The following is a 26,057-nucleotide window of genomic DNA, read 5'->3' as shown; positions in this document are numbered from 1 at the left end:
CGGCAAACCGCCAGTTCACGCCGGTGAACGACCCACGACGGGGTGGTGCAACACTGCCGCAACACCACCGGGGGCGGCCGGTTACGGCCCGGGGGACACGAACCGTTCGCCGCCGTCCGCAAGGCCGCCGTCCGGGCGCTGCGCCACCGAGGCCACGACGGGCTACCAGGGTCGCCGACGCCCTCGCCTCGGTGGCGGGGGACGCGGACGCGGACTTGGACGCGGGACGTACGGGCCTACGCCCGGCTGTAGTAGCGGTGGAGTGGGGGCGGCCGGCCCTTCCGCGCCACCGCGAGATGCGCCGAGTGCGTCGTCAACGAAACGTGTCGGCGATCGACGTGATCGCCTGCGGCCCCACCCGGCAGCATCCGCCGATCAGCCGCGCGCCCGCGTCCCGCCAGCCAGTCACCTGACCGGCGGCGAAGGTCGAACTGCCGGTCCAGGTACGGGCGTCGGCGTCCCAAACCTCGCCGCTGTTCGGATAGACCACGACCGGCTTGCCGGTCACACGGGCCGCCAGTTCCACGGCGCCGTCCACGTCCTCGGGCACACAGCAGTTCACGCCGACCGCGACGACCTCGTCCGCCTCGGCGGCGAGCGCGAACGCCTCGGCCAACGGCTGCCCGGCCCGCGTCCGCTCCCCGGCCACGCTGTACGAAAGCCACACCGGCACCCCGAGCCCGCGCACCGCGCGCAGCAGGGCGTCGGCCTCGTCGAGGTCGGGAACCGTCTCCAGGGCCAGCACATCGGGTCCGGCGGCGGCCAGCACCTCCACCCGAGGCTGGTGGAAACGCTCCAGCTCGTCCACGCTCAGCCCGTACCGCCCCCGGTACTCGGAGCCGTCCGCGAGCATCGCCCCGTACGGCCCGACGGACGCCGCCACCCACAACGGCCGCTCCGTCTTCGCCCGGCGCGCCGCCTCGCGGGCCAGCTCCACGCTCAGCGCGAGCAGCTCGGCCGCCCGTTCGCGGCCGATGCCCCGCTTGGCGAAGCCCTCGAAGGTGGCCTGGTAGCTGGAGGTGATCGCGACGTCCGCGCCCGCCTCGTAGTAGGCGAGGTGCGCGTCGACGATCGCCTCGGGCTGCTCGACGAGCAGCCGCGCCGACCACAGCTCGTCGCTCAGATCATGCCCGGCGGACCGCAGTTGGTTGGACATGCCGCCGTCGAGGACGAGGGGCGCGCCCGAGGTCAGGGCGGCGGAGAAGGAGTCGTCGGCGGAGGAGCTGGCGGCTGCACTGGTCTCGCTGGTCATGCCTCGACGCTAGTCGACGGCTGACCTGACGGCCGCATGTGTCCAGTACATGAACAGATGGACCACAATGTGGGATGGCGAGTTACGATCACGCCCTCCCCACGCCCCCTCCCCGCCCCCCGGAAGTGTCATGACTGCTCCCAGCACCACCGAGGCAGACGAGCCGGAGCTGACTCCGACCGCGCCGACCGAGGCCACCCCCCGCCGCACCTTCGGCCTGGCCGCCGCCACCGCGCTCGTGATGGGCAACATCATCGGCGGCGGCATCTTCGTCCTGCCCGCCACGGTCGCCCCGTACGGCTCGGTGAGCCTGCTCGCCTTCCTGGTCCTGTCGGTGGGCGCGGTACTGCTCGCCCTTCTCTTCGGCAAACTGGCCCGCCGCAGCCCGGTCACCGGCGGCCTTTACGTGTACCCGCGCGACGCGTTCGGGCCCTTCGCGGGGTTCCTGTCGGCGTGGTCGTACTGGACGATGACCTGGGTCAGCATCGCCGCCCTGGCGGTGGCGGCGGTGGGTTACGTCGACGTACTGATCCCCCTGAACGACAGTCACGCCCTGGGCGCGCTGGTCGCGATCCTGGCCCTGTGGCTGCCGGCCGCCGCGAACTTCGCGGGCACCCGGTGGGTGGGGCGCGTACAGATCGTGTCGACGATCCTCAAGTTCGTACCGCTGCTGGTGGTCGCCACGGTCGGTCTGTTCTTCATCGACACGGACAACTTCGGCGCGTTCAACGCGTCCGGCGACAGCGTGCCCGGCGCCCTGGCCGCCTCAGCCGCGCTGCTCCTCTACAGCTTCCTGGGCGTAGAGTCGGCGGCCGTCAGCGCGGGCGAGGTGGATAACCCCGAGCGCAACGTCGGCCGCGCGAGCGTCCTGGGCACGCTCGGCTCGGCCCTCGTCTACATCCTCGGTACGGTCGCCGTCTTCGGCCTGGTCCCGCACGACAAGCTGGTCGACTCCGGCGCCCCCTTCGCCGACGCCGTGAACTCGATCACCGGCGGCAGCTGGGGCGGCACGGCCATCGCGCTGGTGGCGGTGGCGTCGATCGTCGGCTGCCTCAACGGCTGGATCCTGCTCGCCGCCCAGATGCCGTACGCGGCGGCTCGCGACGGCCTCTTCCCGGCACCGTTCGCGAAGGTCGGCAAGGGCGGGGTGCCCGGCTTCGGCGTCTGGGCCTGCGCGATCCTCGGCACGATCCTCATCGCCTTCAACTACACGGCGGGCCCGGACACCACGTTCCGCGTCCTGGTCCTGATCACGACGTTCACGGGCTGCTTCCCGTACCTCCTCTCGGCGGCGGCCCAGCTGTACTGGCTGGCCAGGGGCTCGCGGTACCGCGTCCGCCCGGCCGGCCTGGTCCGCGACCTGATCGTCGCAGGCCTCTCCTTCGCCTTCTCCTTCTGGCTGATCGCGGGCGCGGGGTACGCGGCGGTGTACCAGGGGGTGCTGTTCCTGTTCGCGGGGATCCCGGTGTACGTGTGGATGCGGGCTCGGCAGTGGACGGGAGAGCCGGAGGAGGCGGAGGGGTCGGAGGAGAGCGAGGTGGCGGAGGGGTCGGAGGAGAGCGAGGTGGCGGAGGCTGTGGCCTAGCCGCGGTCAGGTCGTCCTGGGCGGAATCGAATAGGTTGGCGAAAACCTCGCGTGTTACCTGCCAGTAGGGAATGATGGCGGCCGGACGACCATCCACACGGCAGAGGCTGAGGCAGCGGTGACGACTTTCGACGAACGGACCATCGTGCACGCTTTCAGGGACGACTCCCTGGGCGAGCACGACGCCGTCGGTCTCGCCGCGGCGATCCGGCGGGGCGAGGTGTCCCCCGCCGAGGTCGCCCGGGACGCCGCGGAGCGGGTGCGGGCGGTCGACGCACGGCTGGGCGCGGTCCAGGTGCACGTCGACAGCCCGGCGCACGCCGCCGGAACGGGCGGTGACTTCGCCGGGGTGCCGACGTTCCTCAAGGACAACACCGACTACCAGGGGCTGCCCACGGGCCACGGCAGCGCCGCCTTCCGGCCGAGGCCGGCGCGGCGGCACGCACCGTTCGCCCAGCAGCTCCTGAGCAGCGGCGTCACGGTGCTGGGCAAGACCCGGCTGCCCGAGTTCGGGTTCAACGCGAGCACCGAGTACGACGGTGCGGAGCCGGTGCGCAACCCATGGAACACGGGCTACTCGGCAGGCGGTTCGTCGGGCGGCAGCGCGGCACTGGTCGCCGCCGGTGCCGTGCCGATCGCGCACGCCAACGACGGCGGTGGCTCGATCCGGATCCCCGCGGCCTGCTGCGGACTCGTCGGCCTCAAGCCGACTCGTGGCCGCGTCGTGGGGAGTGAGCTGGGCCGTCGGCTGCCGATCGACATCGTCTCCGACGGAATCGTGAGCCGTTCCGTGCGGGACAGTGCCGCGTTCCTCGCCGCTGCGGAGACGCACCGGCGGAGTCCCGGACTGCCGCCCGTCGGCCTGGTCGAAGGCCCCTCGGAGCGACGGTTGCGCATCGGGTTCCTGCTGGACTCGCCGAACGGAGCTCACACCGACGCGGCGACCCGGGCGGCGGTCACGGAGACCGTGGCCACGCTCGGACGGCTCGGACACACCGTGGAACCGGTAGAGCTGGACTTGGACCCGAACTTCACCAGCGACTTCCTCACGTACTGGGCGATGCTGTCCTTCCTCCTCGGTGTCACGGGCCGAAGCCTCGGCGCGGACTTCGACCGGCGCCGCATGGACGGCCTCTGCCAGGGGCTGCGCGAGGACTATCTGCGGAAATGGCGGCGGACTCCCGGAGTGGTGCGACGGCTGAAGCGTACGAAGGAGGCACACGCGGCGTCCTTCCGCGGGCTCGACCTCGTGATGTCGCCCGTGCTCGCCCACACCACGCCACCGATCGGCCACCTCAGCCCGACCGTTCCCTACTCGACGCTGATGGAGCGGCTCATCGCGTACGCGGCGTTCACACCGCTCGACAACATCGTCGGCACTCCGTCGATCTCGGTGCCCGCCGCGAGCGGTACGACGGACGGGCTACCCATCGGCGTCATGTTCTCCGCCGCCTCCGGCGGTGAACGCAAGCTGCTGGAGATCGCCTTCGAACTGGAGGCCGACCGGCCCTTCCGACGCATCCAGGACCTTGACATCGGCACTGTCCGCCGAACCGACCCGACCTGACCAGGGCCCGCCCGAGGTCGGACGCACCTCGTAGGACCGGTCACCGACTCCTGGCGGTCGGCCCGGTCGCCCGGCCGGGTACGGCGGAAGTATGGGGCGCCTGCGGCATCCGGACGACCGCGACCCCGCCCTCCAGGTCCACCGTCGTCCGGTGCGGCGGCGCCCCGTCCTCCTCGTCGTCCCGCATCAGCAGCGACGACTGTCGCTCCTTGAGTTCGTTCTGCTTCCCGGGGGAGAAGGTCGCGTGGAGTTGTTCGAACCCGGTCGCCGATATCTGGCCCTGGCGGGCGCTGTTGCGCCAGGGGAGCCATCCGGCCCGCCCGGCACGCAACAGCAGCTGGTCCGCGAAGGCCGTGGCGGTCAGCAGGATGACCAGCCCGGGCAAGGTCATGAAGACGGCGAATCCCATGCCCTCCAGTATCCGGGGCGGTGGGCGAGGCCGACAGGCATCGCCCACCTCGGATCAGTTCCGCCCGGTTCCTCGGTTCCGCTTGGGCACGCTCAGCCCTGCGCCGCGTGCCGTCCGCCCCGCCGCCGCCCGTTCCCGCGGCCCCGGACCTTCCGGGTAGCCGGAATCATCAGCCCCGCCAACAGCCCGACCGCCATCGCGTACGGCCAGAAGCCGAGCCCCGTACCGGCCGCCGCGGAGGCGGAGTCGGTGCTCGCGTCGGACGCCGCGACCGAGCCTGATCCTGCCCCCGCAGCCGACCCCGAGCGCGCTCCTGAACCCGCAGCCGGTGACGCGCTCCTCGCGACCGCCGTCAGGACCACGTCGTTGCCGTCGCCGCCCCGGTAGCTGATCCGGTACGTCGTGTCGCCGAGCTTCAGCGCCGTGCCCTCCTTCAACCCGCTGAACGCACCGGTCGTCTTCGCCCGCCCCGCGTGGTTCAGCACTGTGATCGTGCGGGCGGAGGCGGAGGCAGAGACCGAGGGCGAACCCGTTGCCGACAGGTCCAGCGACCCCGTCAGCCGCACCGCACCGGTGACCTTCAACGGCCGCTCCCGCAAAACCAGTTCGCCCGCCGCGGCCTGCGTATAGCTCCCCGTCACCGTCAATCCGCCCGCCACCACGCCCTCGTTCGTCACCGAGCCCTTCACCGTCCCCGAGCCGGTGAGCGTGGTCCTCACGTGCAGTCCCGCCGAGCCCACGTCCAACCGTGCGCCCGGCGCAGTCAGCCGAATCGCCTTGCTGTGAGAGAGAGTTGCTCCGCCCCTGAGCGCCAGCGTGCCCTTCGTGACCGTCGTGCTCCCGTCGTACGTCACTCCGCTGCCCGTCAGTGTCGTCGTCGCCGCGCCCGACTGTGTGAACGAGCCGCCGCCGCTGATCCGCGACAGCGACAGTGCCCTGCTCGCGTTCCGTACCACCAACGAGCCGTTGTTCACGACCTTGTAGAGCGAGCCCGCGGTGTACAGACCGCCGTCGCCGCCCGCCCTTCCGCTGCCCAGTCGCAGTACCGCGCCCTTCTCGACCGTCGTCGACCCGTCGTAGTACTGGACGGCGGCGAACGTGACATCGTTGCCGCGCGTTCCCTTGATGACGATGTCCCCGGCGCCGGGCGCGGACAGGGTGTCGTGGAACCGGCCGCCGCCGATGGGAGCGCCCAGCGTCACCGGGCCGTTGTAGTCGAACGTCAGGAGCGAACGGGACCTCGCCGCGAGGAGGTTGATGTATACAGTCTCCGACGTACCCGGCATGAAGATCTTGTTCGTCGTGCCGTCGCCCCACTGGACGTTCGCGCCCTTGATGTTGGTGCCCCGCTTGTTGACGTTCTTGCGGGCGGGCGTCCAGTTGAGGGCGGGGTCGCTGAGCGAGGGGTCGGTGTCGCCGCCCCGGTTCGACCAGCTGTACTGACCGGTCAACACCACCTTCGAGCCCGGGCGGGACTGGACGTTGATGTCGCTGCCGTACTCGCGCTGGTAGAAGTCCATCCCCATGGTGACGGTCTGGCCGAGTGGCGTGTCGACCGTCCAGGTGCCCTGGTTGAGGACCTTGCGCACGCGGGGGAGCGACGTCGCGAACTCCGGTCGTCCCGCGTTCACTTGAGTGCCGTTGTCGATCACTCCGGAGAAGGCGTGGACGCCCGAGAGATCCCAGGTGCCCCAGAGGAAGCGGGGCTGGGTCACGAGTCCCGCGCCGCTGATCGTGCCCAGGTTGTACGCGCTCTTCAGCGACAGCCGCAGGGTGCCGTCCACCCGGATGTTGTCCTGGTTCAGTCGGAACGCCGGGGTGTTGTACGGGAAGTGGCCGATCAGGCCCGTCGTTCCGCCGTTGCCGTACTGGAGGGTGGCTCCCCGCTCGACCGTCACCGCTGGTGGGTCGGGGTTCTTCACCGTGACGTACGGATGGTTGCCGCCCGGGATGCGGACCTGCTGCCCCTGCCGGGACCTGGGCAGCGTGAAGTCGCTGTCCCTCGTCAGGATCAGGGTGCCGGTGCCGCGCACGGTGAGGGTGCCCTCGCCGCGGAAGACACCGTTGTACGTCGTCGTCCCGGCGGGCACGCTCACCACCGTGTTGCCGGTGAGCGTGACGTCCCGGCCGGCGAGTACGTCGGCGGTGGCGTCCCGGGGGCCGGCCGCCGACGCGGGCGGGGCGCCGAGCAGGAGGGAGGTCAACGTGAGGGCCGCGGCAGCCGTGACGGTCGTCCGGTGAGCGGTCCTGGGGGCGGGGCTGGTGTTGGGGGAGTGGCTGTGCACATGACGGGAGACGGACGGGACTTCCCGGTAATAACAGAAAGTTGCTCAGCGGATTCATCTCTTCCGACCCGTTGACCTTCCCGTAACACGCGCTTACCTTTTCGGCACTCGGAATGACAGATCTTGTTCGCAATTACGAACGTTTCTCGTGTCACCCCCCACGCACGCACACAAATGCACACCCGAGACCCGAACCCATCGACACGACACCGACACCGACACCGACATCTCGTGCCCCACCCCCGAGAGGCAGTCCGCATGAGCCGCGCCGACGACCTGCCCGAAGACCCGCCGGGAGACCTGTCCGATGACTCCGCCGTCTCCGCTCTCTCCGCCCGGAGAACCCTTCTGAAGGGCGCCCTGGCCGGCGGGGTCCTGGCGGCCAGCTCCGCCGTCCCCGGTGTCTCCGGCACCGCGCACGCCGCCACCACCCCGGCGGGTGCCCCCTGCGCCGGCACCGCCCCGTACGTCAACCCCCTCGTGCGCAATCGCGCCGACCCCCACATCCACCGTCACACCGACGGCCGTTACTACTTCACGGCGACCGCCCCCGAGTACGACCGCATCATCCTGCGCCGCTCCCGCACCATCCGGGGGATCGGCACCGCCGACGAGTCCGTCATCTGGCGCAAGCACGAGACGGGCGCCATGGGCGCGCACATCTGGGCGCCGGAGATCCACCACATCGACGGCAAGTGGTACGTCTACTTCGCCTCCGCGCCCGCAGAAGCCATCTGGGACATCCGTATCTGGGTCCTGGAGAACGCCAACCGTGATCCGTTCACCGGCACTTGGGTCGAGCGTGGGCAGCTCAGGACCGCCTGGGAGACCTTCTCCCTGGACGCCACCACCTTCACCCACCGCGGCTCCCGCTATCTCGCCTGGGCGCAGCACGAGCCCGGCATGGACAACAACACCGCCGTCTGGCTGTCGAAGATGGCCGATCCGCTGACCCTGACGGGTCCTCAGATCCGGCTCACCACACCGGAGCTGGACTGGGAGCGCATCGGCTACCGGGTCAACGAGGGGCCGTCGTTCATCAAGCGCAACGGCCGGATCTTCATGTCGTACTCGGCGAGCGCCACCGACTTCCACTACTGCATGGGCCTGCTGACCATCGACGCCCGCGCCGACCTCATGGACCCGGCCAACTGGACCAAGTCCCCGACACCTGTCTTCACCAGCAACGACACCACCAAGCAGTACGGCCCCGGCCACAACTGCTTCACCGTCGCCGAGGACGGCCGTACCGATGTCCTCGTCTACCACGCACGGCAGTACAAGGAGATCGTCGGCGATCCGCTCAACGATCCCAACCGGCACACCCGGGTGCAGAAGCTCGGCTGGAACACCGACGGCACCCCGGACTTCGGCGTCCCCGTCGCCGACACACAGGCAGGCACACAGACAGGCACGCAGGTCGGTTCACTTTTGGAGAGTGGCTCATGAGACGTGTGTACGCGGTTCTCCTCGCCCTTTGCCTGGCGCTGGCCGGCGCCCTCGCCACCGCCGGGCCCGCCCAGGCCGCAGCCGTGACGATCACCAACGGCACCCAGTTCACCGCCACCAACGGCGACCCCGTGCACGCGCACGGCGGCGGGGTCATCAAGGTCGGGTCCTACTACTACTGGTTCGGCGAGCACCGCAACGCCGACAACACCTTCCAGTACGTGGATGCCTACCGCTCCACCGACCTGAAGACCTGGGAGTTCCGCAACCACGTCCTGACCCAGTCCAGCGCCTCCGAACTCGCCACCGCCAACATCGAGCGGCCGAAGGTCATATACAACGCGGCCACCGGCAAGTACGTGATGTGGATGCACAAGGAGAACGGCGCCGACTACAGCGAGGCCCGCGCCGCCGTCGCCGTCTCCGACACGGTGGACGGCAACTACACCTGGCAGGGAAGCTTCCGGCCGCTGGACACCCACATGTCCCGTGACATCACGGTGTTCGTGGACACCGACGGCACCGGCTACATGATCTCGGCGGCCCGCGAGAACTACGACCTCCAGATCTACAAACTCACCGCCGACTACACCGGCATCGCCGCGCTGGTCGCCGACCCCTGGCACAACGGTCACCGCGAGGCGCCCGCCCTGTTCAAGCGCAACGGCGTCTACTTCATGCTGACTTCGGCCGCCACCGGCTGGAGCCCCAACCAGCAGCAGTACGCCACCGCGACCAGTATCACCGGCCCGTGGACCGCCATGACGAACGTAGGCGACTCGACGACGTACGGGTCGCAGACCGCGTACGTCCTTCCTGTGCAGGGGAGTTCGGTCACCTCGTACCTCTACATGGGTGACCGCTGGGGCAACGCCTTCGGCGGGACCGTCAACGACTCCCGTTATGTCTGGCTGCCGTTGAGCTTCCCGTCCTCGACCACCCTGTCCCTGTCCTGGTCGCCGGAGGTCACCCTCGACACCGCCACCGGGACGGTGACAGGCAACAGCGCCACGTACAACACGCTGATCGCCCGGCACTCGTCCAAGTGCGCAGATGTCACCAGCCAGTCGCTGTGGGCGGGAGCCCAGATCAAGCAGTACACCTGCAACAGCGGCAACAACCAGAAGTACTGGTTCAAGTCCGTCGCCGGTGGTTACTACCAACTGATGGGCCGGGGCAGCTCGTTGTGCGTCCAGGAGAACGCCGGCACGGTCACCCAGGAGAACTGCAGCTCCTCGGCCACCAACCAGCAGTGGTCGCTCACCACCACCGGCTCCTACGTCAAGGTCGTCTCCCGCGCGAGTGGCAAGTGCCTCGACGTGAACGGCGCGTCCACCGCCGACTCGGCCGCCATCATCACGTACACGTGCGGCAGCGGAACGAACCAGCAGTGGACACGCGGAACATGACGAACAGTCAGGCTGTCAGGTCAGCAGGTCGAGCGCGTCGATCGCCGTCCCCGCACTGAGGTAGGAGGTCGTCCCCGAACCGCTCACCACGTTGATCTTCAGCACGTTGTACTGACTGGTGTCCGTGAGCCAGGCGCTCGCCGGCACGCTGTAGGTGAACGTGTTGTTGTTCCCCCGGTAGGACCCGTTGGTCAGGGACCGGCTGGTCGGCTGGGTGGGCGGGGACGGGATGGCCGACGTCCAGGTGTCGTTGACGACGACCTGCGGGCGGCCGTTGGCGAAGGCCGTCGTCACGCCGATGCGCAGGGTGTGCGCGGCGGCGGCCTGGGCGGCGGTCAGCTTGAAGTACACCAGCAGGCCGCTGTTGACGTCCTTCCAGATGTAGCAGGGGAAGCCCGACGTCTCGGTGCCGCTGCCGATGACCACGTTGCCGGTCCAGGCGGCGGCCCGGACGTCCGACGGGTGTGCGTACGTCATCAGGTCGGCGTTCTTGAAGCCGCTCGGCGTGCCGTTCCAGTCGTTGATCCGCCAGATCGCGCTCGCGTTGCTCGGGTCGTTCGTGGACGGGATCGCGATCGAGTTGAGAGTGGTGGTGCCACCGGCGGTGACCGTCACCGAGGTGGTGTAGACGCCGAGTTCGCCCTTGAACACCGTGAGCGTGTACGTCCCCGGCAGGGCGCCCGCGATGGAGAAGTAGCCGTCGGACGAGCGGGCCGAACCCCAGTACTGCGCGGCCGAGTTGGCGATCCCGACCGTGTACGCGTACGTCGTGTTGCGCCCGGTGATCCCGACGCCCGCGACCCGGCCCCGGCCGCCCGCGGCGACGTAGCCGGAGATGCCGAGCGAGTCCGCCCAGGAGGTGATGAGGGTCCCCGCGTACAGGGACGAGGAGGGCGCTCCGCCGTCCGTGAGGGCGATGACATACGGGCCCTGGAGGCCGAAGCGCTGGTCCTCGGTCTGGTTCTGGCCGTAGTACAGGATCTCGTACAGGCCGCCGCCGTCCGCGCTCTGGTGGCGCAGGAGGGAGCGGTAGAAAGGGCCGCCGGAGGCCTTCTCGTGGTTGCTTCGGACGACGTACAGGCCGACGCTGCCGGTGGTCCAGCCGACGTAGTTGTAGTCCATGACGCGCAGCTTCGAGTAGTGCTTCGAGCGGGTCTGGCCGTCGGGCTTCGCGAAGACGTCCGAGGCCTCGATCGTGCTGTTCGTGTAGGTGTACGAGTCGGGCTCGTCGTTGAGGAACAGGCCGGCCTTGACGCGCAGGATGAAGCGGGTCGCCGAGACCGACGTGTCGGCCTTGTTGGTCCACACGTAGACGTTGTTCTCGCCGCTGCGGGCCGCGTAGTAGTGCTTCAACGTGCCGTAGGTGACGCTGACCAGGATCGTCGAACCGGACTGCCGGATCGTCACCGTGGAGGAACCGAGGCCGGACTCGATGTGCGAGTTGTTGCCGCCGTAGCCCTGGTACTCGGTGCCCCGGTAGACCAGCGAGGACAGGTCGCCGTTGGACTTGCGGACCTTGAAGACGAGGTTGGCGCCGGTGTCGATGACGTAGTTCGTGCCGTCGTCGGTGTAGCCGAAGGTCGCCGCCTGCGCGGTACCGGGAAGGGCGAGTCCGGCGGCGGTGGCCGTGGCGCCGAGGACGAGCGCACGGCGGCCGAGGTGGGTCCCGGGGCGTCTGCTGTTGGCTGCGGACATGTGGGGGTGCCTCCTTCGGAGGTGGGGTGTGGGGTGTTGGGGGTGGGTGTGTGGGGGGTGCGGTGCTCGGAAGACTGACAGTTGAATCGATTTCGCGAAAGGGCTTTCGTCGTAAGGAAGTTGGCGGATATGTGAAATCGTGCAGGACTCTAGAAAGCGCTTGCCAGACGATGTACGGTCCTGCCGCTGGGCCTTGTCGAGCGTCGGAGGACTGCTGTGGGAACCGCGATGAGACGTTTCAACCGAGCCGTGCTGGCGGCCGTGACCCTGAGCACCGTGACCACCCTGGCCGCCGTGCCCGCCGTCGCTCACGAACGGCCCTCGCACGGCCCGCGTGCCCTGGGCATCGAGAACTGCACAGGCACCGCCTGCCACTTCGACGTGGCGCCAGGCACCTACGACGTCCGGGTGCTGCTGGGCGGTGAGGCCGCCGCCGGTACCGCCGTCACCGGCGAGACCCGGCGCGCGCTCCTCCCGGAGACCGCCACGGCGGCCGGCGAGCACGTGGCCCGCAGCTTCACCGTCAACGTCCGTACGCCCGAGGGCGAACCGACCGGCGCCGAGGGCGCCCCCGGCCTCGACCTGGTGCTCGGCGGCTCGGCACCGGCCCTGGCGGACATCCGGGTGACCCCCGCCGCACGCCACACCCGGCAGATCTTCCTGGTCGGCGACTCGACCGTCTGCGACCAGCCCGGGGACCCGTACACCGGCTGGGGCCAGGAGCTTCCGCAGTACCTGCGCAGGGGGCTGTCCGTCGCCAACTACGCGGATTCCGGGGAGAGTACGGTCACCTACCTCGCCAACTCCGCGCTCTTCCCGACCGTCCAGCCGCTGATCCGCCCCGGCGACCTTGTCCTCGTCCAACTCGCGCACAACGACAAGCAGACGGACGAGCCGACGTACCGCGCGAACCTGGAGACGCTCGTCGCGGGTATTCGCGAGCGAGGGGGGAAACCGGTACTGGTGACTCCGATCGTGCGCCGCTGGTTCAACTCCGACGGCACCCTGAACAACGGCACGGCGCTCCTGGTCAACGGCCTCGGCGTCGACCACCCGGCGGTGATCCGCGCGGTCGCGGCGGCACAGGACGTACCGCTGATCGACCTGACGGCGAAGACGAAGGCGCTGGTGGAGTCCCTCGGCGTCGAGGGCTCCAAGGCGCTGTACCTCTACAACGAGAAGCGCGACAACACGCACACGTCCGTCCACGGGGCCACGGCGTACGCCGAGTTGGTGCGCGACGAACTGGTGGCGCAGCGGCTGGTTCCGCGCGGCGGGGTCCGATAGGGCCACCACAAAAGCGCCTGGAGCGTCCTGACCGGAACCGGGGCGCTCCAGGTTCGACAGCGGCTCGCCTCGGCCGGCCCCGACTACTTCGGCGCCGCGACCAGCCGTACGGCGAGGCCGGTGAAGACCGTGCCGCTGAAGATGTTGAGGCCGCGGGCCACCCGGCGGCTGCCGCGCAGCGCCGACGACAGGCGGCCGGAGAGCAGGCCGATCGAGGCGTCGACGGTGAGGCCCATCAGGACCAGCGTCAGCCCCAGCAGCAGTAGCTGCCAACTCACTTGTCCCAGGGCCGGGTTCACGAACTGCGGCAGGAACGCCACGTTGAACAGGATCATCTTGGGGTTGAGGAGGTTGGTGACGGCGCCCTGCCAGAAGGCGCGCCGCAGGCCCGGGCCGGATGGGCCCGCCGCCGCTGTGCCGTCCTTCTCGGCCGCCAGTGGCGAGCGGTCGCGGAACGCCTTGACCGCGAGGTGGAGGAGATAGGCCGCGCCCAGCCAGCGAAGTACGTGGTACAGCACCGGCAGAGTCGTGAAGAGCGCCGACAGGCCGAGCGCCGCCGACACCGCGTGCACCAGGGCACCGGCCGCGACACCCAGCGCGGCCAGCACTCCGGTTACCGGGCCGCCGCGTCCGCCGATGGCCACGATGAACATCATGTCGGGGCCGGGAGTGACGCACAGGGCGAAGGCGGCGGCCAGGAAGGCCGCGTACAGAGAGGGATCCACCATGGCGGTCATGCTCTGCGGTACGCGGCGAACCGTCGATCGAATTTCGCGGGCCGAGACGCACGAGGTCCTGCCGGTGCGGCCGGTGTTGCCGGTTCAGAGCGCCAGGCGGGCGATCCGCAGGGTCGCCGCCGTCGGGGACGCGCCCGTCAGGGGGGTCGCGTACGACGGTGTCACCGGTACGTATGTCCAGGCCAGGGAACCGTCCTTCAGGGCCGCTATATCGCCCGTGATGCGCGCCTGCACGACCTTGTCCGGTGTCTTGAAGGCGCCGTTCCAGTCGATCAGCCGCAGGTGCGTGCCCGTGAACGTGCCGGTGCAGGTGCCGCTGGCGCACTTGGTGTTCTTGAGGGACTCCCAGGACACCAGGAGCCGGTCCTTGCCGTACGGGGCGACCCGGACGTTGACGTGCTCGGTGCCCGGCGCGTTCGTCAGGTAGATGGCCCTGCCCGCAGGTGAGTTGCGGTTCTTGAGGAACGACACCGCCACCTGGTGCGTGCTCCACCTCGGCTTCACCGTCCAGCCCCGGCCGCTGGAGTCGTCCGGGTTCTTCGCGGCGGAGGCCGAACCGCGCGAGCCGTAGGCGGTGGCATAGCGGCCGGTGGACGACTTCACCAGGTCGCCGGTGCGGCCGGCATACATGCCGCCGCAGTAGCCCGCCCAGCACTGCTCGCGCTGCACGGCCGGCGCGTTGTCCGGGGCGCCGATGCCCGTCGACACGAACAGGCCCGAACGCCAGTCGTCGAAGCAGAGGGAGGTGAAGGCGCCGGTGGTCTCGGCGTGCAGGGCGATGCCCTCGTTGTGGGAGCAGCCCCAGCCCCAACCGCCGCCCAGTTTGGTGCCCTTGGCGCTCAGGTACGACAGCTTGTCCCCGAAGTGGCCGTCGGCGAAGCCGCCCGCGCCGTGTACGACGAAGTAGGCGCCGTACTTGGTGCCGTTCCAGGTGAGCTGGCCGTCCAGGGTCGGCGACGTGTCGTGGGACGCGGTGCCGGTCAGCTTGGTGCGCCAAGCCTCCCTGCCCTGTGAGAAGCGGACGAGGGCCGCCGCCGTCTCCTTCCACTTGTTGGTGTCGGCGACCCGGGTGAGCAGCGCGAAGCCGTCGTTGTGCGCGACCAGTCCACCGACCTCCTTGGCGCCTTTGACGATCGCGTCACCGCCCGCACGCTTGCCGGCCGAGGTCAGCGGCGTCACGTGTACACCGTCGGACGCCGGCCAGGCGACCCGCAGTGTGCCGTTGGGCGCTACCGCTGTCGCCGTGCGCGTCCACTCCCGCGTGTTGTTGTAACCGGCGGACAGATAGGGGAACTTGGCCGGGAGTGTCACCGAGGTGTTCGTGACGGTGAGGGCGGGTGAGGCGGGCGTCGCCGTGGTGGTCGCCGCCCCGGCCGTCGCGTACCAGGCACCGGCGAGCAGACCGGCCGCGGCCAGGGCGCCGAACAGGGGCTTGCGGGCCGCGTGGGTGCGACGGTGGGCGGAGGCGCGGGGGAGTGGTGCTGATGTCATGCCCGGCTGTTGCCTTGGCGCGGGGAAAGGTTGCCGCCGGGTCGGACCGGACCTGGCCGTGAGGCCGAGCCCGCCGAGCAGGCCGGGGCGGTTCGGCCCCAGTCTCGGCCGACCGGAATCAGCCGACCGGAACCAGCGTCTCCCGGAGCCGCGCCGCGAACTCCACCGGGTGTGTGAGCAGCCCGAGATGCCCTCCCGGGAACTGGCGGGCGGCGCTGCCTGTCCGTCGGGCGAGGAACGTGCCGGTGCGGTGCAGGAGTTGGCCGGTGGAGTCGATGCCCATGCCGACGGTGAGCCGGGGAGAGAGGGCGGAAAGGGTGGTGAGGTCGGGGACGTAGGAGGTGAACGGGACCAGGACGCGGGTGAGGGAGATCCCCATCGGTGTCTCCAACTCATCAGTGGAAGACGGAGGTTGGGCTGCCGCGCCCGACTCCTTGTCCAGTTCCTGTTGAGTGAGGGGCCGCTCCTCCAGGCCCGCCGTCATATGGGCCGAGGCTGCCTCGACGCCCCGGGCGCGGTAGGTGTCGCGCACCTCGGTGAACATCGCCCGCTGCCGTTCGGCGTCCGGGAGGACCGCCATGACCGGCGGCTCGTGCGCGACCACGTGCCGCAGTCGGCCCGGGTGTCGGGATGCCAGGTCGAGGGCGGCGACGGCCCCCGCGCTGGTGCCGAACACGTACGCGGAGTCGCCCTCGGGGAGCACTTCCTCCAGCACCCGGGCGGCGCCCTCGCTCCACCACTCGACGCGCTGTTCCTCGACGGGCTTGCCGAGTTGTCCGTGGGCGAGGCCGAGGGGGTCGTACGTCACGACCGTGAAGTGTTCGGAGAGGAGGGCGGTGGGGTTCTCCAGGCCCATGGGATGTCCGGCGCCGCCGGGGATGATGAGGAGGACCGGGCCGGTACCGCGCACGTCGTAGTGATCACTCATCTTCCCGAAGCTACCGGCTGGGAAGGCCCGGCGCGGAATGATTTTCCGGACGTCCGGGCGGGTGTGCGAATGGGCGGACGCCAGGAGGGAGTCCGCCCACACAACAGCAGCCCCAGTGAGGGGAGTCGGGCTGGTCAGGCGATCGGTGCGTACACCACGCCCAGCTTGTCGATCTCGGTGCCCGAGCGGCCCGTGAAGCCGACGATCTGCCAGCCCGACGGTGCCGTGAACGTCGTCGTGTCCGTCGTGGCCGTGCCGGAGGTCAGGGTGCGGGACCTGTCCGTCGTGAACGCCGCCGAGAAGATCCTTGTCCGGCCGTCCTTCTGACCCTGCGTCAGCTTCACCGAGGTGAGGTGTTCGCCGGACGCCAGGGTGAGGGAGGACGCGGTGCCGCCCGTGCCGCCGTGGGTCAGGGTCGTGCCGCCGTCCAGCGCCAGGGACACCCCGTCCAGGCGGGAGCTGCCGCGCAGCGTGAGCGTGCGAGGGGAGGGCGTCGCGGGGAGGTCGTCGGCGTCGTTGAACGCCGTGCCGTGCGGGCCGCCGACGACGTCGCTCGCGCGCAGCTTCGAGGGCAGCGTCCAGGAGAAGTCGACCGTGTGCGGGAAGTGGTCGGAGAGGTTGCCGCTCTTGGAGTCCAGGAAGGACGCCCACTCGTTGTTGTAGCGGGTCGCGGAGAGGTTCACGAGCTTGCTGCCGCGGTAGAGGACCTTGTCGACAACCTCGCAGCTGTTCGTCGGCGCGGTCGTCGGGCACATGAGCGGCTCGGCGCCCTGCGTCGGCTGCACACCGCCCTTCGCCAGCTGGACCCAGGCGTCCGTCAGGCCGTTGTCCGACACGAGCGAGCGGATGTTGTCGGGCGTGCGCGTGTACCGCGTGTTCGTGTCACCCGCGACGATCACCGCGTTGCCCGCGGAGTTGGCCTGGATGAAGGCGGACAGCTGCGAGATGTTGGCCCGACGGGCGGCGTGCGCCTCGTTGGTGTCGTCCGCGTTGGGGTGGGCGTTGTACACGTCCACGTAGACGCCTTCGGCGAGTCGCACCCGGGCCAGTGAGAAGCCCTTGGGGGTAAGGCAGTTGGTGCCGGTGCAGGCGTTCCACTTCACCCGCTCGAAGTCCTGGAAGGCGTAGTCCGAGAGGGTGTTGAGGCCGTCCCCGAAGGGCACTCCGCCGCTCGTCGCGGTGCGGTTCGCGTGGTTGTCGTTCGCGTACAGCGCCGCGTGGTAGTTGAAGTCCTCCTGCACGTTGACGATGTCGTACGCGCCCAGACGCGGAGAAATCAGCGGGGTGTTCACCTCGGGGTTGCCCGAGCTCAGGAGGTCCGGGAGGCCAGCGACGTTGTACGTGAGGAGGTTGAAGGTGCCCGAGGTGGCGGCGACCGCCGGCGTCGAGCCGGTCGAGGCGAGCCCGGCTAGCGCCAGGGTGCCGGCGACGAGGGTGCCGATGAGTCTTCTCATGGTGGGGGGTCTCCGTGGGGGTAGGTGAACACTGTTCAGGTTCACGGCCAACAGTGTGCTGGACAAGGGCTGTTGGGGGAACAGTGAGTGGAGTGACGATCCGCCGTGTCCGGGTCGTTCGGAGATCACCCGCTGGTTGAGCGAGGTTCATGTTCCACATTGATCCTCCTCAAGCGACGCACTGTCACGGGCGCCGCGTGACGGAGGAGAACGCAGCCATGGGGCACGGGCACTCGCACGGACACGGGGATCACCATCACCACGGAGACGGTCACGAGGCCGACACAGGTTCGGCGCTGCCCGCGGCCTTCGACACCTCTGTGCCCGACGAGGAGCTGAGCCCCGAACAGCGGTCGCGCCGCACGCTGTTGCGCAGGGCGGGGCTGCTCGGCGCCGGCCTCACCGCCGCGAGCGTCGTCGCCCCGGCTGCCGCCCCCGCGTACGCGGCCACGGGCGGCCGCCGTACGAAGGGCTTCCTGTGGCTGGCCGGGGACCACCACATTCACACGCAGTACAGCAACGACGGCAAGTACCGCGTCGTCGACCAGGTCGGGCAGGGCGCCCGGCACGGTATGGACTGGCTGGTCATCACCGACCACGGCAACGTGACGCACTCGAAGATCGGTGTCGAGAAGGTCAACCCGGACATCAGGGCGGCCCGTGCCGCCTACGAGGACACCCTCGTCTTCCAGGGCCTGGAGTGGAACATCCCGGCCGCCGAGCACGGCACGGTCTTCGTGCACCCCGGCAAGAACGAGGTGTCCGTCCTCAAGCAGTTCGAGACCGACTACGACGGCAGCGTCAACGGCACCTCCAACTCGACGCCCGCCAACGAGGCGCTAGCCGTCGCCGGTCTCAACTTCCTCGCGGAGCAGGTGAGGCGGCGCAAGGTCAAGGACGCGCTGATGCTCGCCAACCACCCGGCGCGGCGCGGCGTCGACTCCCCGCACGAGATCCGGGCCTGGCGCGACGCGACCCCGGCGAGTCACCGGATCGCCGTCGGCTTCGAGGGCGCGCCGGGTCACCAGGCGGCCGGCATCGCCGCACCGACCGGTATGGGCCGGGCCCGCGGCATCTACGACAACAGCCCCAGCGCCAACTCCTTCGCCGGTTACCCGCTGGAGAGTTACCGCACATGGGGCGGGTTCGACTGGATGACGTCCACCGTCGGCGGCCTGTGGGACAGTCTGCTCGCCGAGGGCAGGCCCTGGTGGATCACCGCCAACTCCGACTCGCACCAGGTGTACACGGACACCGCCAAGCGCGGCGGTCCGGACAGCGACTACGACCTCAACGGCAGGCACACCGACCCGGTGTACTCCGGCGGGATCGACCTCACCCAGGGCGACTACTGGCCCGGCCAGTACAGCCGCACCCACGTCGGCGCCGACGGTTTCTCGTACGCCGCCGTCATGGACGGCATCCGCGCGGGCCGGGTCTGGGTGGACCACGGCCAGCTGATCAGCGGCCTCGACGTGCGCCTCTCGGGCGGTGGCCGATGGAGCACGCTCGGCGGCGCCCTGCATGTGAAGAAGGGCACCAGGGTCACCCTGACGGTGGACGTGACGCCGGCCGGCGGATCCAACTGGGCGGGATTCGTACCGACGTTGGCCCGCGTGGACGTCATCAAGGGTGATGTCACCGGCCCGGTCGCCGACAAGGACACCTTCACGGCGCCCACGGCCAGGGTCGTCAAGTCCTACGAGGTGAACCGGTCCACCGGCACGGTCCGGCTCACGTACGACCTCGGGCGCGTCGACCGTCCGGTGTACGTCCGGCTGCGCGGCAGCGACGGCAACCGGTCCGCCGTCGGCGCGATGGGCGCGGCCGTTGATCCCGCAGGTCCGGCCATCGACGTGGTCGGTGACGCGGACCCGTGGCGCGACCTGTGGTTCTACTCGAACCCGGTGTGGGTGCTCCCTTCGTGACGTCGTACGCCCTCTGGGCCGGCACCTCGGTGTCGGCCCTCCGCGCGGCCGATCGACTCGTCCTCGACCTGGCGGCCGAACTCGGCCTCCCGGAAGCCGCGTTCGGCTGCACCCACTTCCTGCGCGGCGACCGGCCCCGGGTGGCCCTGTCGTTCACACTGCCGTCGGAGCCGCTCCTGCGCACCGCCGAGGAGCGGCTCCGAACTCTGGGGTACGAGGTGACGCCCGGGGTGCCCGACGAGGCGGGCCGCGCGGTCGTCTACCCGGGCTTCGGCTCAATCACGGGCACTGTCACGGTGGGTGAGTTGCTGGCGGGGAGCGCGATCGACCGGGTGACGGTGCTGGGGAGTCCGGGTCAACCATCAGCAGACCAAACGCTGGTGACGCACAGTCATGTACGTCCACAGTGGCACGGCGACGAGCTCGTGCTCGCCGCCATGCCCGCTGTCGGCGGCACCCTGGTCCCGTTCGAGGTGCCGGACCCGACACCGTGCTGCGCGGACCACTGAGCCGAGGGTGTGGGCTGGAACTGGAGTGTGAGGGCTCCAGCCCGCATCCGCCTCCTCGCGTGCCCCGGGGGGCAAGGGGGGAGCCATCTGGGTCAGTTGGCTTCTGCTCCAGGAGGGGTTCGGGGGAGTTGGATGATCCGGAGCCGGGTGTTCATCCGCTCCATGGCGCGCTCGCTCATGGCCAGCAACTTCTGTACGCACTCCCGGCATGTGTACAGCGGGGTCTCGCCCTCGTTGCTCGTGATCTCGCCTGAGCGGGTCACCTGGACCCGGCGAAGGCAGCAGCGGAAGCAGGTGCCCATCTCGTATTCGTACGCCGCAATCAGGGCGCCGAAGCGATCTGTCGGGACGCGTTCGGGAGACCTGGTCACGACTCCTCCTGGCGCCGCCGGATCTGCTCCTCGCGAGACACGGTGATCTCCAGGCAGTCCGCGTTGGGGATCGTCCAGGTGCGGAACCGCACGTAGAGGGGGCGCAGGACGTAGGTCCCGTCCGGCTTGACGTCGGTGACCACACCCTCTCTGCCGGTGTTGACGTCGTGAACCTGGTCTCCAACCCATACCTTCGGCTTCATACCGGTCACGGCGCCTCCAACTCGCGGTAGGGGTTGCCCTCGGAGGGAACGACCCGCCAGAAGCTTGTGATGATCGCGCGGTAGGTCCGGTGCGCCGGGTTGGCACCGGTGTGCTTCAGAGCCCAGACCTCGGCTGGGAGGCGCTCGCCCTCCGTGGCCCCTGACTGTTCTCCGCACGTCGTGCACTCGGACTCGTACAGAGGCTCCTTGGGGGCGCCCTCGGCTGTCTCGGACCCGAGTGTCCACTCGGCTGCTCTGATGATTGCTGTCACGTCTTGTCCTCTGTGCTGAGCAGAGCCCACAGCCCTTGGCCGTCGGTGTTGACGCCGCACTGGGCGGAGAGGGCGCTGACGATCTGGAAGCCGGGGCCGTGGCTGTGCAGGACGCCCAGTTCCACCGAGCCGGCCGCCGTGATCCGGATTCGGAGGCCAGCTGTGGCGAGCGTCATCTCGATCGCTTCGGTCCCCGTGGCGAGGACGGATGCGAACAGCTCGTGCGCGACCTGCGCGGCGTACGGATGCTCCAGGCGACTGGCCACCCACTCGCGGACCTGGCGGGCCTCGACACGATGCGCCTTGAACCCCCGACGCCATGATTGACCTGTTTCGGGCATGTTTGTCACCTGGGGCCACGGCTTTCTGAGTACAGATAACTCTTATCTGTGCACAGATTGGCGGGCCGGGTTGGCGCCGGTCAAGCCGATCGAGGCAATATGTGTGCACAGAAAGCGGCGATCACTCGAAACGGTGGTAGGTCAGTGGCACAGCCCGAGTACTTGCGAATCGCTGCTGAGCTGCGTCGTCGCATCTCGTCCGGTGAGTTCAGCGCGGGCGACCAGATCCCGACCCTCCCCGCACTCTCGGAGCACTACCGCGTGTCGGAGACGACGATCCGAAACTCCCTGGCGCTCCTGCGGAACGAGGGGCTGATCGAGACGCGGGCCAGGGCCGGAACGCTCGTACGGCAGACGCCTCCTGTGCACCGCATGGCCGCCGATCGGTACCGCAACAAGCCCGGCGCTCCGTCCACGCCGTACACCAGGGACCAGGGGATCGGCTGGAGCGAATACCGGTTGGACAAGAGGTTCGAGCGCGTGACGGCGACACCGGAACTGGCGGCCCTCTTCGAGTGCGAGGTGGGTGAGCGACTTCTTGCCCGGCACTTCGTCTTCTACGACAACGACCACCCCACCCAGATGAGCACCTCGTACGTGCGCTGGAGTGACGTGGAGGGGACCCCGGTGGCCGACCCGATCCACGAACCATGGCCGGGTGGGACGAGGGCGCAGATGGCCTCCCTCGGCATCCGCATCACGAGGATCACCGAGTCCTTCACGACGGGCATGCCGAAGGACCACGAGGCCCAGACGCTCCGGATCGGTACGGGAGTCCCGGTGCTGCGCTACACCCGGCGCCACATCGCCGACAGCGGCCGGATCGTGGAGGTCGCCCACCCGATCGTGAGGCGCGGCGACACCACGGTGGTGGATTTCGTCATCGACCTGGAGGACTGAAGACTTGGTTCGGCTCGTTGTCGGCGTCTTCCAATGACCCGCAGATCGGCCGCGATCACCCTGCCCTCATCACCGCGCGCGAACCGCCCGGCGGCCTCCGGCCTCAGCAACACCCGCTTCTCCTGCTCCGCGGGCGTATACCTGCCCCTCTGCGCATACCGCATGATCCCGTCGTATTGCAGGGATCATGAACCGTCACGACCCCGCAGGCGTCTACGAGTTCAACCTGAGCACCACTCACAGGTTTTTGGTCATATGCACGAGCTTTACTGCCAGGTTGCTCCCGAGGTGACCCGTTTGCAGAACATTTCTTGTTCCCTGCGTGTACGAGGCCGTATCGGCGCTAGCATTAGTGAACTGACGGTTACCATCCAAGGAGCTCCACTATGGCCATTCGGCATTTTGACATTCCAGCAACTCGCGGTTTGGTGCGAGCACAAGCTGAAGAGTTGCCTAACCTGGTCGCGATTGCAGGGCCAAATGGGGCAGGGAAATCTACCCTACTAGAGGGCATCAAAGTCAATAAACAAAGCTTCCTGGAGCCCGGAACTGCGCTGCTTTACGTGGGTCCGCATCGCACTTGGCGTAGCAGTCAAATTTCACAGGTGCATGTAAGCGGATTCCCGTTTTCATTTGAAGATATTTTGCGGGCTGATGCGATTCCACAGTACCAGCACGGCGCGCCGTCCGGCCTGCATTGGCTATCAGGTATTGTTCGAAACGGCAACTCTGCCGATGATGCGAATGCTCTGGCAAAAACATCAATTGTGCGACTCGATAATCAGAAGCGAGACTTGGTCAATGCCCAGTTCGAGGCACAGGGGGGAAAATCGATGAAGGGACGGTGCCCGATCTGTTGCAACCATTGAAGCAACTTGTATCCATCCTGCTTCCGCATCTTGCATTTGCTGGAATTGACGCTACAATCGACCAGAATATCAAGGTACTCTTCAAAAGGGCCGATATTGATTCCGGCCCGGTGTTCGACATCGATGAGTTGTCTTCGGGAGAAAAAGCCGCCGTTTCTCTTTTCCTCCCGCTTGTTGAGCGCGAAGCGAAAGCGCTCGCTGAGGGCGATCTCGTGCCCGACTCGGACGTAGTGCCAATCACTATGATTTTGGATGAGCCAAAGATTCACTTGCACCCACTACTGCAACTGAATGTTCTGGAGTATATGCGAACTATCGCACACCAAAGGCGGGCTCAATTCATCTTTGCGACACAGTCACCGGTCTTTCTCGATTCACTTCAAGATGATGAACTTTATGTCTTGTCGCCGCCAGGGTATGCCGTCGAAAATCAGCTTTCCAGGCTCAGCTCTTCGGCTGAGCGCCTTGAGGTTGCACGCGGTCTAACCGGGGGTACTCATATGTTGACCCGCGGTAAGCCGATTGTTTTTATCGAAGGGGAGTCGACCGTTACAGGAAACCGCTCAGCTGTTACGGATGAGCGTCTAATTAAGCTCCTCATCCCTGAGGCCAAACATTGGGCAATTGCTCCTGCCAGGAGCAGGAATGAAGCGGCAAGTGCGGCGCAATCACTCAGAAACGCCTCACTACACCTTCCGGGTATGCCGGTATTTGGCCTAGTTGATTCGGATACCTCAGCTGCCGGTCTTCCTGACTATGTGGTGTCGTGGCCTGTGGCAATGATCGAAAATTTGCTGCTGGACCCTGAACAGCTCTGGGAAATCTTGAAGGATCATGGCCCTACAGTCGGCATGTCATCTTTGGGTGATGTGACTCAATCCCTTGATTCGATCGTTGCTGATCGAGTGGAAGAGGAAGTCAGGCTTCGAATTCGTGCGTCAGTTCCAGGTGCTTTCATTACGACAGACAAAGTTGATCTACAGCAAGCGGTGAATGATATCGACAAGAAGGTTTCTGAACTTAAGGAGAAGATCACACGGATGGGTCTTCCGGATAAGGTGATGATTTTTCGATCCCGTGTGCAGGAAATTCTCAACTCCGGAGAAGCTCTGGAACGCTTCCACGGTAAGAGCATCCTGGCTGAATTCTATAAAAGAAATTCGCTGTCTAAAGTTTTTGCGATCAATGGATTCAAGATTGCTGCCGCGCAGGCTGCGGCTAGGGGAGATCGGATTCATAGGATTGCTTCCCCTGCCGCAAGCAAGATCCGGCTCTACATTCCGCAAAATGGCGTTGAGGTTCTTGAGCGGGGTGCCGAATCTCCTGAAAGAGAGCAGCTGATTGCGGAAGTGGGGTTGCATAGGTCATCATGGGAGAGCGGGTCACCTATGTCGGCAGGTCGTGAAAAGTTGCGAGAATCACTTGCCCGTTATGCGCGGCAACAGGAGCCGACCACCGCAGCTGAGATCTTCCATCTCGCTAATGAAATTGGAACGCCCTAGTGAAGCGTTGCTTTTAAATTAATTCAAGACGTATTCGGTCTTGTCGTTCCGCGGAATTCCTCAAATCTGCCGGTCGCTTGAGGAAGCGTTGCAGCCTCGGATGGGTGTGGCGTTATTGTTGTGGAGTCCAGCCATAGCGCGCCTCGCAGGGCAGCTCAGGGTATTTTCGGCCCCAGGCGTCCCCAGTGAGGGTTTACCTAGGGGAAACCACAGGTCAAGGCCACCGAACCTGTCCCACTGCAAATCTGCCACTGCACTCGCAGGAGCGGGCCTCATCATCGCTACGCGGAAAGCTGTCGATATGGGATCTCGGCAGCCGAATTCGATATCATGGTGGCTCATTTGAGCCGCCTGTCTAGCGCACGGCAGGAGGCACGAGATTGTTGCAGCAGCGATATTCTCCTGCCGCGTCAGTACGGACGAAATGTGCTGCCAGCGCAAATGGCCTCTCGGAAGCGCTCCCAGTCTTTTACGGATATGCGCAAGGGTGGGAACGCCGCGTTCTTATTGCCGAGCACCAGGCTGTTCGCGCCCGCAGGGACCGTGGGGGGCAGAGCCCAGTTCAACGCCTCTGAGAACGACTCGGGACGCAATTCCACCCCACCGCGGCGAACAAGATAACCCTCGTGCAGTTGCTGGAGAATCTCTGCGGGCAAAGGACGGTGGTAGCCGGCGCGGCGGGCGTCCACAGCCGCTGCAACCAATGCCGCCGCCCGAGGGTGGCGTCCTGGCATCCAGGCGTGCCGCCAGGCTTCAACTAGTTCCGGGCCGGCCGCCAGCAGTTCGGCTACCCCGAAACGCTCATCGCCCGCCAACGCGCGGATCAGCCGGGGATCGACCATCACAGCCCGGGCCCGTTCGCGTTCGGTATGCGTCCATCGCCGCTCGACGTGAACCACTTGTGCTTGTTCAGTACGGCCCGGCCCTGGCGCCAGACCTCTTGCGCAGCCCCAGATGCCTCTGTCTCCGCGCGATCCCGGTAACGGTCGTACTCGTGACTGCGCATGGTGGCCAGGAGCAGTACCTGCTGGTCCTGAAGAAGCAAACGGTGCAGCGTAGAGGTGGTCAGTCCCCCCGGCCCCAGGAAACGTTCCAGGTCATCCAGCCACACCACAAAACGGTCGACTGCTCCCCAGTCGTCCATTAGCACTTCCACGGCCTCACGCGTGGAGGGAGCCACGAAGTAGTAGTCAGGATGCAGGAGCCGAATTGCCTCGAAGGCGGCTCGAGTTTTACCCGCGGTGGATTCGCGGACCAGCAGGACAAAACCGCCGCGCCGCAGGGCGGCGTGCAGGTGCGGCTCCACGTCGCGCGTGACGTAAGCCGGGACCCGGTCGACCGCGCCACCCTGCTCAATAGTCTCGGCCGGGTGCACTCCCACCGCGACCGGATCATGCAGATCCCGCACCAGCGGAAATCGGCCTTCCGGCGAGGGAATCTCCAAAGCACGGGGCCGACGGCGAGCGGCTTCGGCCTGCTGCTGCCTCTCCGTCTGCATGCCGACGGCAACGACGCTCACCACAGCCGCGACCGCAGCCCCCAGCACCCCCGCCCATGCCTCCGACCCCCACAACGCAGCGAGTAGTCCGATCACCGCGCTGACCACTGCCATGG

General features: G+C 67.7%; 24 protein-coding genes. 10 read left to right on the top strand and 14 right to left on the bottom strand.

Translation table 11 applies throughout. The features are described from left to right. Nucleotides 1-313: 313 nt before the first annotated feature. Nucleotides 314-1,252 carry a homocysteine S-methyltransferase gene (gene mmuM / locus G3I56_RS38775; RefSeq protein WP_164417579.1) on the bottom strand — a complete coding sequence of 313 codons (939 nt, stop codon included), beginning with the start codon at nt 1,250-1,252 and terminating at the stop codon, nt 314-316. Between the two features lie 130 nt (nt 1,253-1,382). Between mmuM and G3I56_RS38770 the strand changes: the two genes are divergently transcribed. Both G3I56_RS38770 and G3I56_RS38765 read left to right on the top strand, forming a co-directional pair. Next, nucleotides 1,383-2,837 (top strand): amino acid permease, encoded by a 1,455-nt coding sequence (locus G3I56_RS38770; protein WP_164417576.1) that lies wholly within the window; start codon nt 1,383-1,385, stop codon nt 2,835-2,837. 118 nt (nt 2,838-2,955) lie between these two features. Continuing rightward, the gene (locus G3I56_RS38765) at nt 2,956-4,404 is read left to right on the top strand and encodes an amidase (RefSeq protein ID WP_164417573.1); all 1,449 of its coding nucleotides are present in this window, start codon (nt 2,956-2,958) and stop codon (nt 4,402-4,404) included. Nucleotides 4,405-4,444: 40 nt separating this feature from the next. Here G3I56_RS38765 and G3I56_RS38760 read toward each other — a convergent pair whose 3' ends face one another. Together G3I56_RS38760 and G3I56_RS38755 are read right to left on the bottom strand one after the other, a co-directional pair. Next, a complete protein-coding gene (locus tag G3I56_RS38760; protein WP_164417570.1) occupies nt 4,445-4,813 on the bottom strand; it encodes a DUF6191 domain-containing protein in 369 nt (122 codons plus the stop codon). A gap of 92 nt (nt 4,814-4,905) precedes the next feature. Then, complete coding sequence (locus G3I56_RS38755; RefSeq protein ID WP_164417603.1) at nt 4,906-7,005, bottom strand: autotransporter; 2,100 nt, start codon at nt 7,003-7,005, stop codon at nt 4,906-4,908. Between the two features lie 351 nt (nt 7,006-7,356). Between G3I56_RS38755 and G3I56_RS38750 the strand changes: the two genes are divergently transcribed. Beyond that, a complete protein-coding gene (locus G3I56_RS38750) occupies nt 7,357-8,547 on the top strand; it encodes a glycoside hydrolase family 43 protein (protein ID WP_164417567.1) in 1,191 nt (396 codons plus the stop codon). After that, on the top strand, nt 8,544-9,956 hold the full coding sequence (locus G3I56_RS38745) for an RICIN domain-containing protein (RefSeq protein ID WP_164417564.1): 1,413 nt from the start codon (nt 8,544-8,546) through the stop codon (nt 9,954-9,956). Before G3I56_RS38750 ends, G3I56_RS38745 begins: the two co-directional genes overlap by 4 nt. 15 nt (nt 9,957-9,971) lie before the next feature. Here G3I56_RS38745 and G3I56_RS38740 read toward each other — a convergent pair whose 3' ends face one another. After that, nucleotides 9,972-11,651, bottom strand: coding sequence for a rhamnogalacturonan lyase B N-terminal domain-containing protein (locus G3I56_RS38740; RefSeq protein WP_164417562.1), 1,680 nt, complete (start codon nt 11,649-11,651; stop codon nt 9,972-9,974). A gap of 228 nt (nt 11,652-11,879) precedes the next feature. Between G3I56_RS38740 and G3I56_RS38735 the strand changes: the two genes are divergently transcribed. After that, nucleotides 11,880-12,938: a rhamnogalacturonan acetylesterase gene (locus tag G3I56_RS38735; RefSeq protein WP_164417559.1), complete on the top strand. Its 1,059-nt coding sequence runs from the start codon at nt 11,880-11,882 to the stop codon at nt 12,936-12,938. Nucleotides 12,939-13,021: 83 nt separating this feature from the next. Here G3I56_RS38735 and G3I56_RS38730 read toward each other — a convergent pair whose 3' ends face one another. From G3I56_RS38730 to G3I56_RS38715, 4 genes are all read right to left on the bottom strand, one after another. Beyond that, nucleotides 13,022-13,666, bottom strand: coding sequence for a LysE family translocator (locus G3I56_RS38730; RefSeq protein WP_164417556.1), 645 nt, complete (start codon nt 13,664-13,666; stop codon nt 13,022-13,024). A gap of 93 nt (nt 13,667-13,759) precedes the next feature. Then, nucleotides 13,760-15,166, bottom strand: coding sequence for a hypothetical protein (locus G3I56_RS38725; protein WP_164417553.1), 1,407 nt, complete (start codon nt 15,164-15,166; stop codon nt 13,760-13,762). 118 nt (nt 15,167-15,284) lie between these two features. Then, on the bottom strand, nt 15,285-16,094 hold the full coding sequence (locus tag G3I56_RS38720) for an alpha/beta fold hydrolase (protein ID WP_164417550.1): 810 nt from the start codon (nt 16,092-16,094) through the stop codon (nt 15,285-15,287). 134 nt (nt 16,095-16,228) lie between these two features. Beyond that, on the bottom strand, nt 16,229-17,548 hold the full coding sequence (locus G3I56_RS38715; RefSeq protein WP_164417547.1) for a jacalin-like lectin: 1,320 nt from the start codon (nt 17,546-17,548) through the stop codon (nt 16,229-16,231). Nucleotides 17,549-17,766: 218 nt separating this feature from the next. Here G3I56_RS38715 and G3I56_RS38710 point away from each other — a divergent pair, with 218 nt between their 5' ends. Both G3I56_RS38710 and G3I56_RS38705 read left to right on the top strand, forming a co-directional pair. Continuing rightward, nucleotides 17,767-19,476, top strand: a complete 1,710-nt coding sequence (locus G3I56_RS38710; protein ID WP_164417545.1) for a PHP domain-containing protein — start codon at nt 17,767-17,769, stop codon at nt 19,474-19,476. Continuing rightward, nucleotides 19,473-19,985, top strand: coding sequence for a hypothetical protein (locus tag G3I56_RS38705; RefSeq protein WP_164417543.1), 513 nt, complete (start codon nt 19,473-19,475; stop codon nt 19,983-19,985). Before G3I56_RS38710 ends, G3I56_RS38705 begins: the two co-directional genes overlap by 4 nt. A 92-nt stretch (nt 19,986-20,077) precedes the next feature. On the opposite strand, the gene G3I56_RS38700 is transcribed toward G3I56_RS38705, so the two are convergent. From G3I56_RS38700 to G3I56_RS38685, 4 genes are read right to left on the bottom strand one after another with little or no spacing between them, the layout of a single operon-like run. Continuing rightward, nucleotides 20,078-20,356, bottom strand: a complete 279-nt coding sequence (locus tag G3I56_RS38700) for a hypothetical protein (protein ID WP_164417540.1) — start codon at nt 20,354-20,356, stop codon at nt 20,078-20,080. Beyond that, nucleotides 20,353-20,568 carry a hypothetical protein gene (locus tag G3I56_RS38695; RefSeq protein WP_164417538.1) on the bottom strand — a complete coding sequence of 72 codons (216 nt, stop codon included), beginning with the start codon at nt 20,566-20,568 and terminating at the stop codon, nt 20,353-20,355. Before G3I56_RS38695 ends, G3I56_RS38700 begins: the two co-directional genes overlap by 4 nt. After that, a complete protein-coding gene (locus G3I56_RS38690; protein ID WP_164417535.1) occupies nt 20,565-20,831 on the bottom strand; it encodes a hypothetical protein in 267 nt (88 codons plus the stop codon). Before G3I56_RS38690 ends, G3I56_RS38695 begins: the two co-directional genes overlap by 4 nt. Continuing rightward, a complete protein-coding gene (locus G3I56_RS38685; RefSeq protein ID WP_164417532.1) occupies nt 20,828-21,172 on the bottom strand; it encodes a hypothetical protein in 345 nt (114 codons plus the stop codon). Before G3I56_RS38685 ends, G3I56_RS38690 begins: the two co-directional genes overlap by 4 nt. Before the next feature lie 162 nt (nt 21,173-21,334). On the opposite strand from G3I56_RS38685, the gene G3I56_RS38680 reads away from it, so the two are divergent. From G3I56_RS38680 to G3I56_RS38670, 3 genes are all read left to right on the top strand, one after another. Beyond that, on the top strand, nt 21,335-22,072 hold the full coding sequence (locus tag G3I56_RS38680; RefSeq protein ID WP_239135357.1) for a GntR family transcriptional regulator: 738 nt from the start codon (nt 21,335-21,337) through the stop codon (nt 22,070-22,072). A 386-nt stretch (nt 22,073-22,458) separates the two neighbouring features. After that, nucleotides 22,459-22,941 (top strand): hypothetical protein, encoded by a 483-nt coding sequence (locus G3I56_RS38675; RefSeq protein WP_164417527.1) that lies wholly within the window; start codon nt 22,459-22,461, stop codon nt 22,939-22,941. After that, entirely contained in the window at nt 22,917-24,443 is a 1,527-nt protein-coding gene (locus G3I56_RS38670; protein WP_164417524.1) for an AAA family ATPase, read from the top strand. Before G3I56_RS38675 ends, G3I56_RS38670 begins: the two co-directional genes overlap by 25 nt. A 410-nt stretch (nt 24,444-24,853) precedes the next feature. Here G3I56_RS38670 and G3I56_RS38665 read toward each other — a convergent pair whose 3' ends face one another. Further along, nucleotides 24,854-25,288, bottom strand: coding sequence for a hypothetical protein (locus G3I56_RS38665; protein WP_164417522.1), 435 nt, complete (start codon nt 25,286-25,288; stop codon nt 24,854-24,856). Next, the gene (locus tag G3I56_RS38660; protein WP_164417519.1) at nt 25,285-26,055 is read right to left on the bottom strand and encodes a hypothetical protein; all 771 of its coding nucleotides are present in this window, start codon (nt 26,053-26,055) and stop codon (nt 25,285-25,287) included. The genes G3I56_RS38665 and G3I56_RS38660 overlap by 4 nt, the downstream gene beginning before the upstream one ends. Between the last annotated feature and the right edge of the window lie 2 nt (nt 26,056-26,057).

This window comes from Streptomyces sp. SID12488 (genome assembly GCF_010548275.1).
GTDB lineage: Bacteria > Actinomycetota > Actinomycetes > Streptomycetales > Streptomycetaceae > Streptomyces.
The sequence above is the reverse complement of the archived record's forward strand: the minus strand, read 5'-3'. Positions and strand labels throughout refer to the sequence as shown.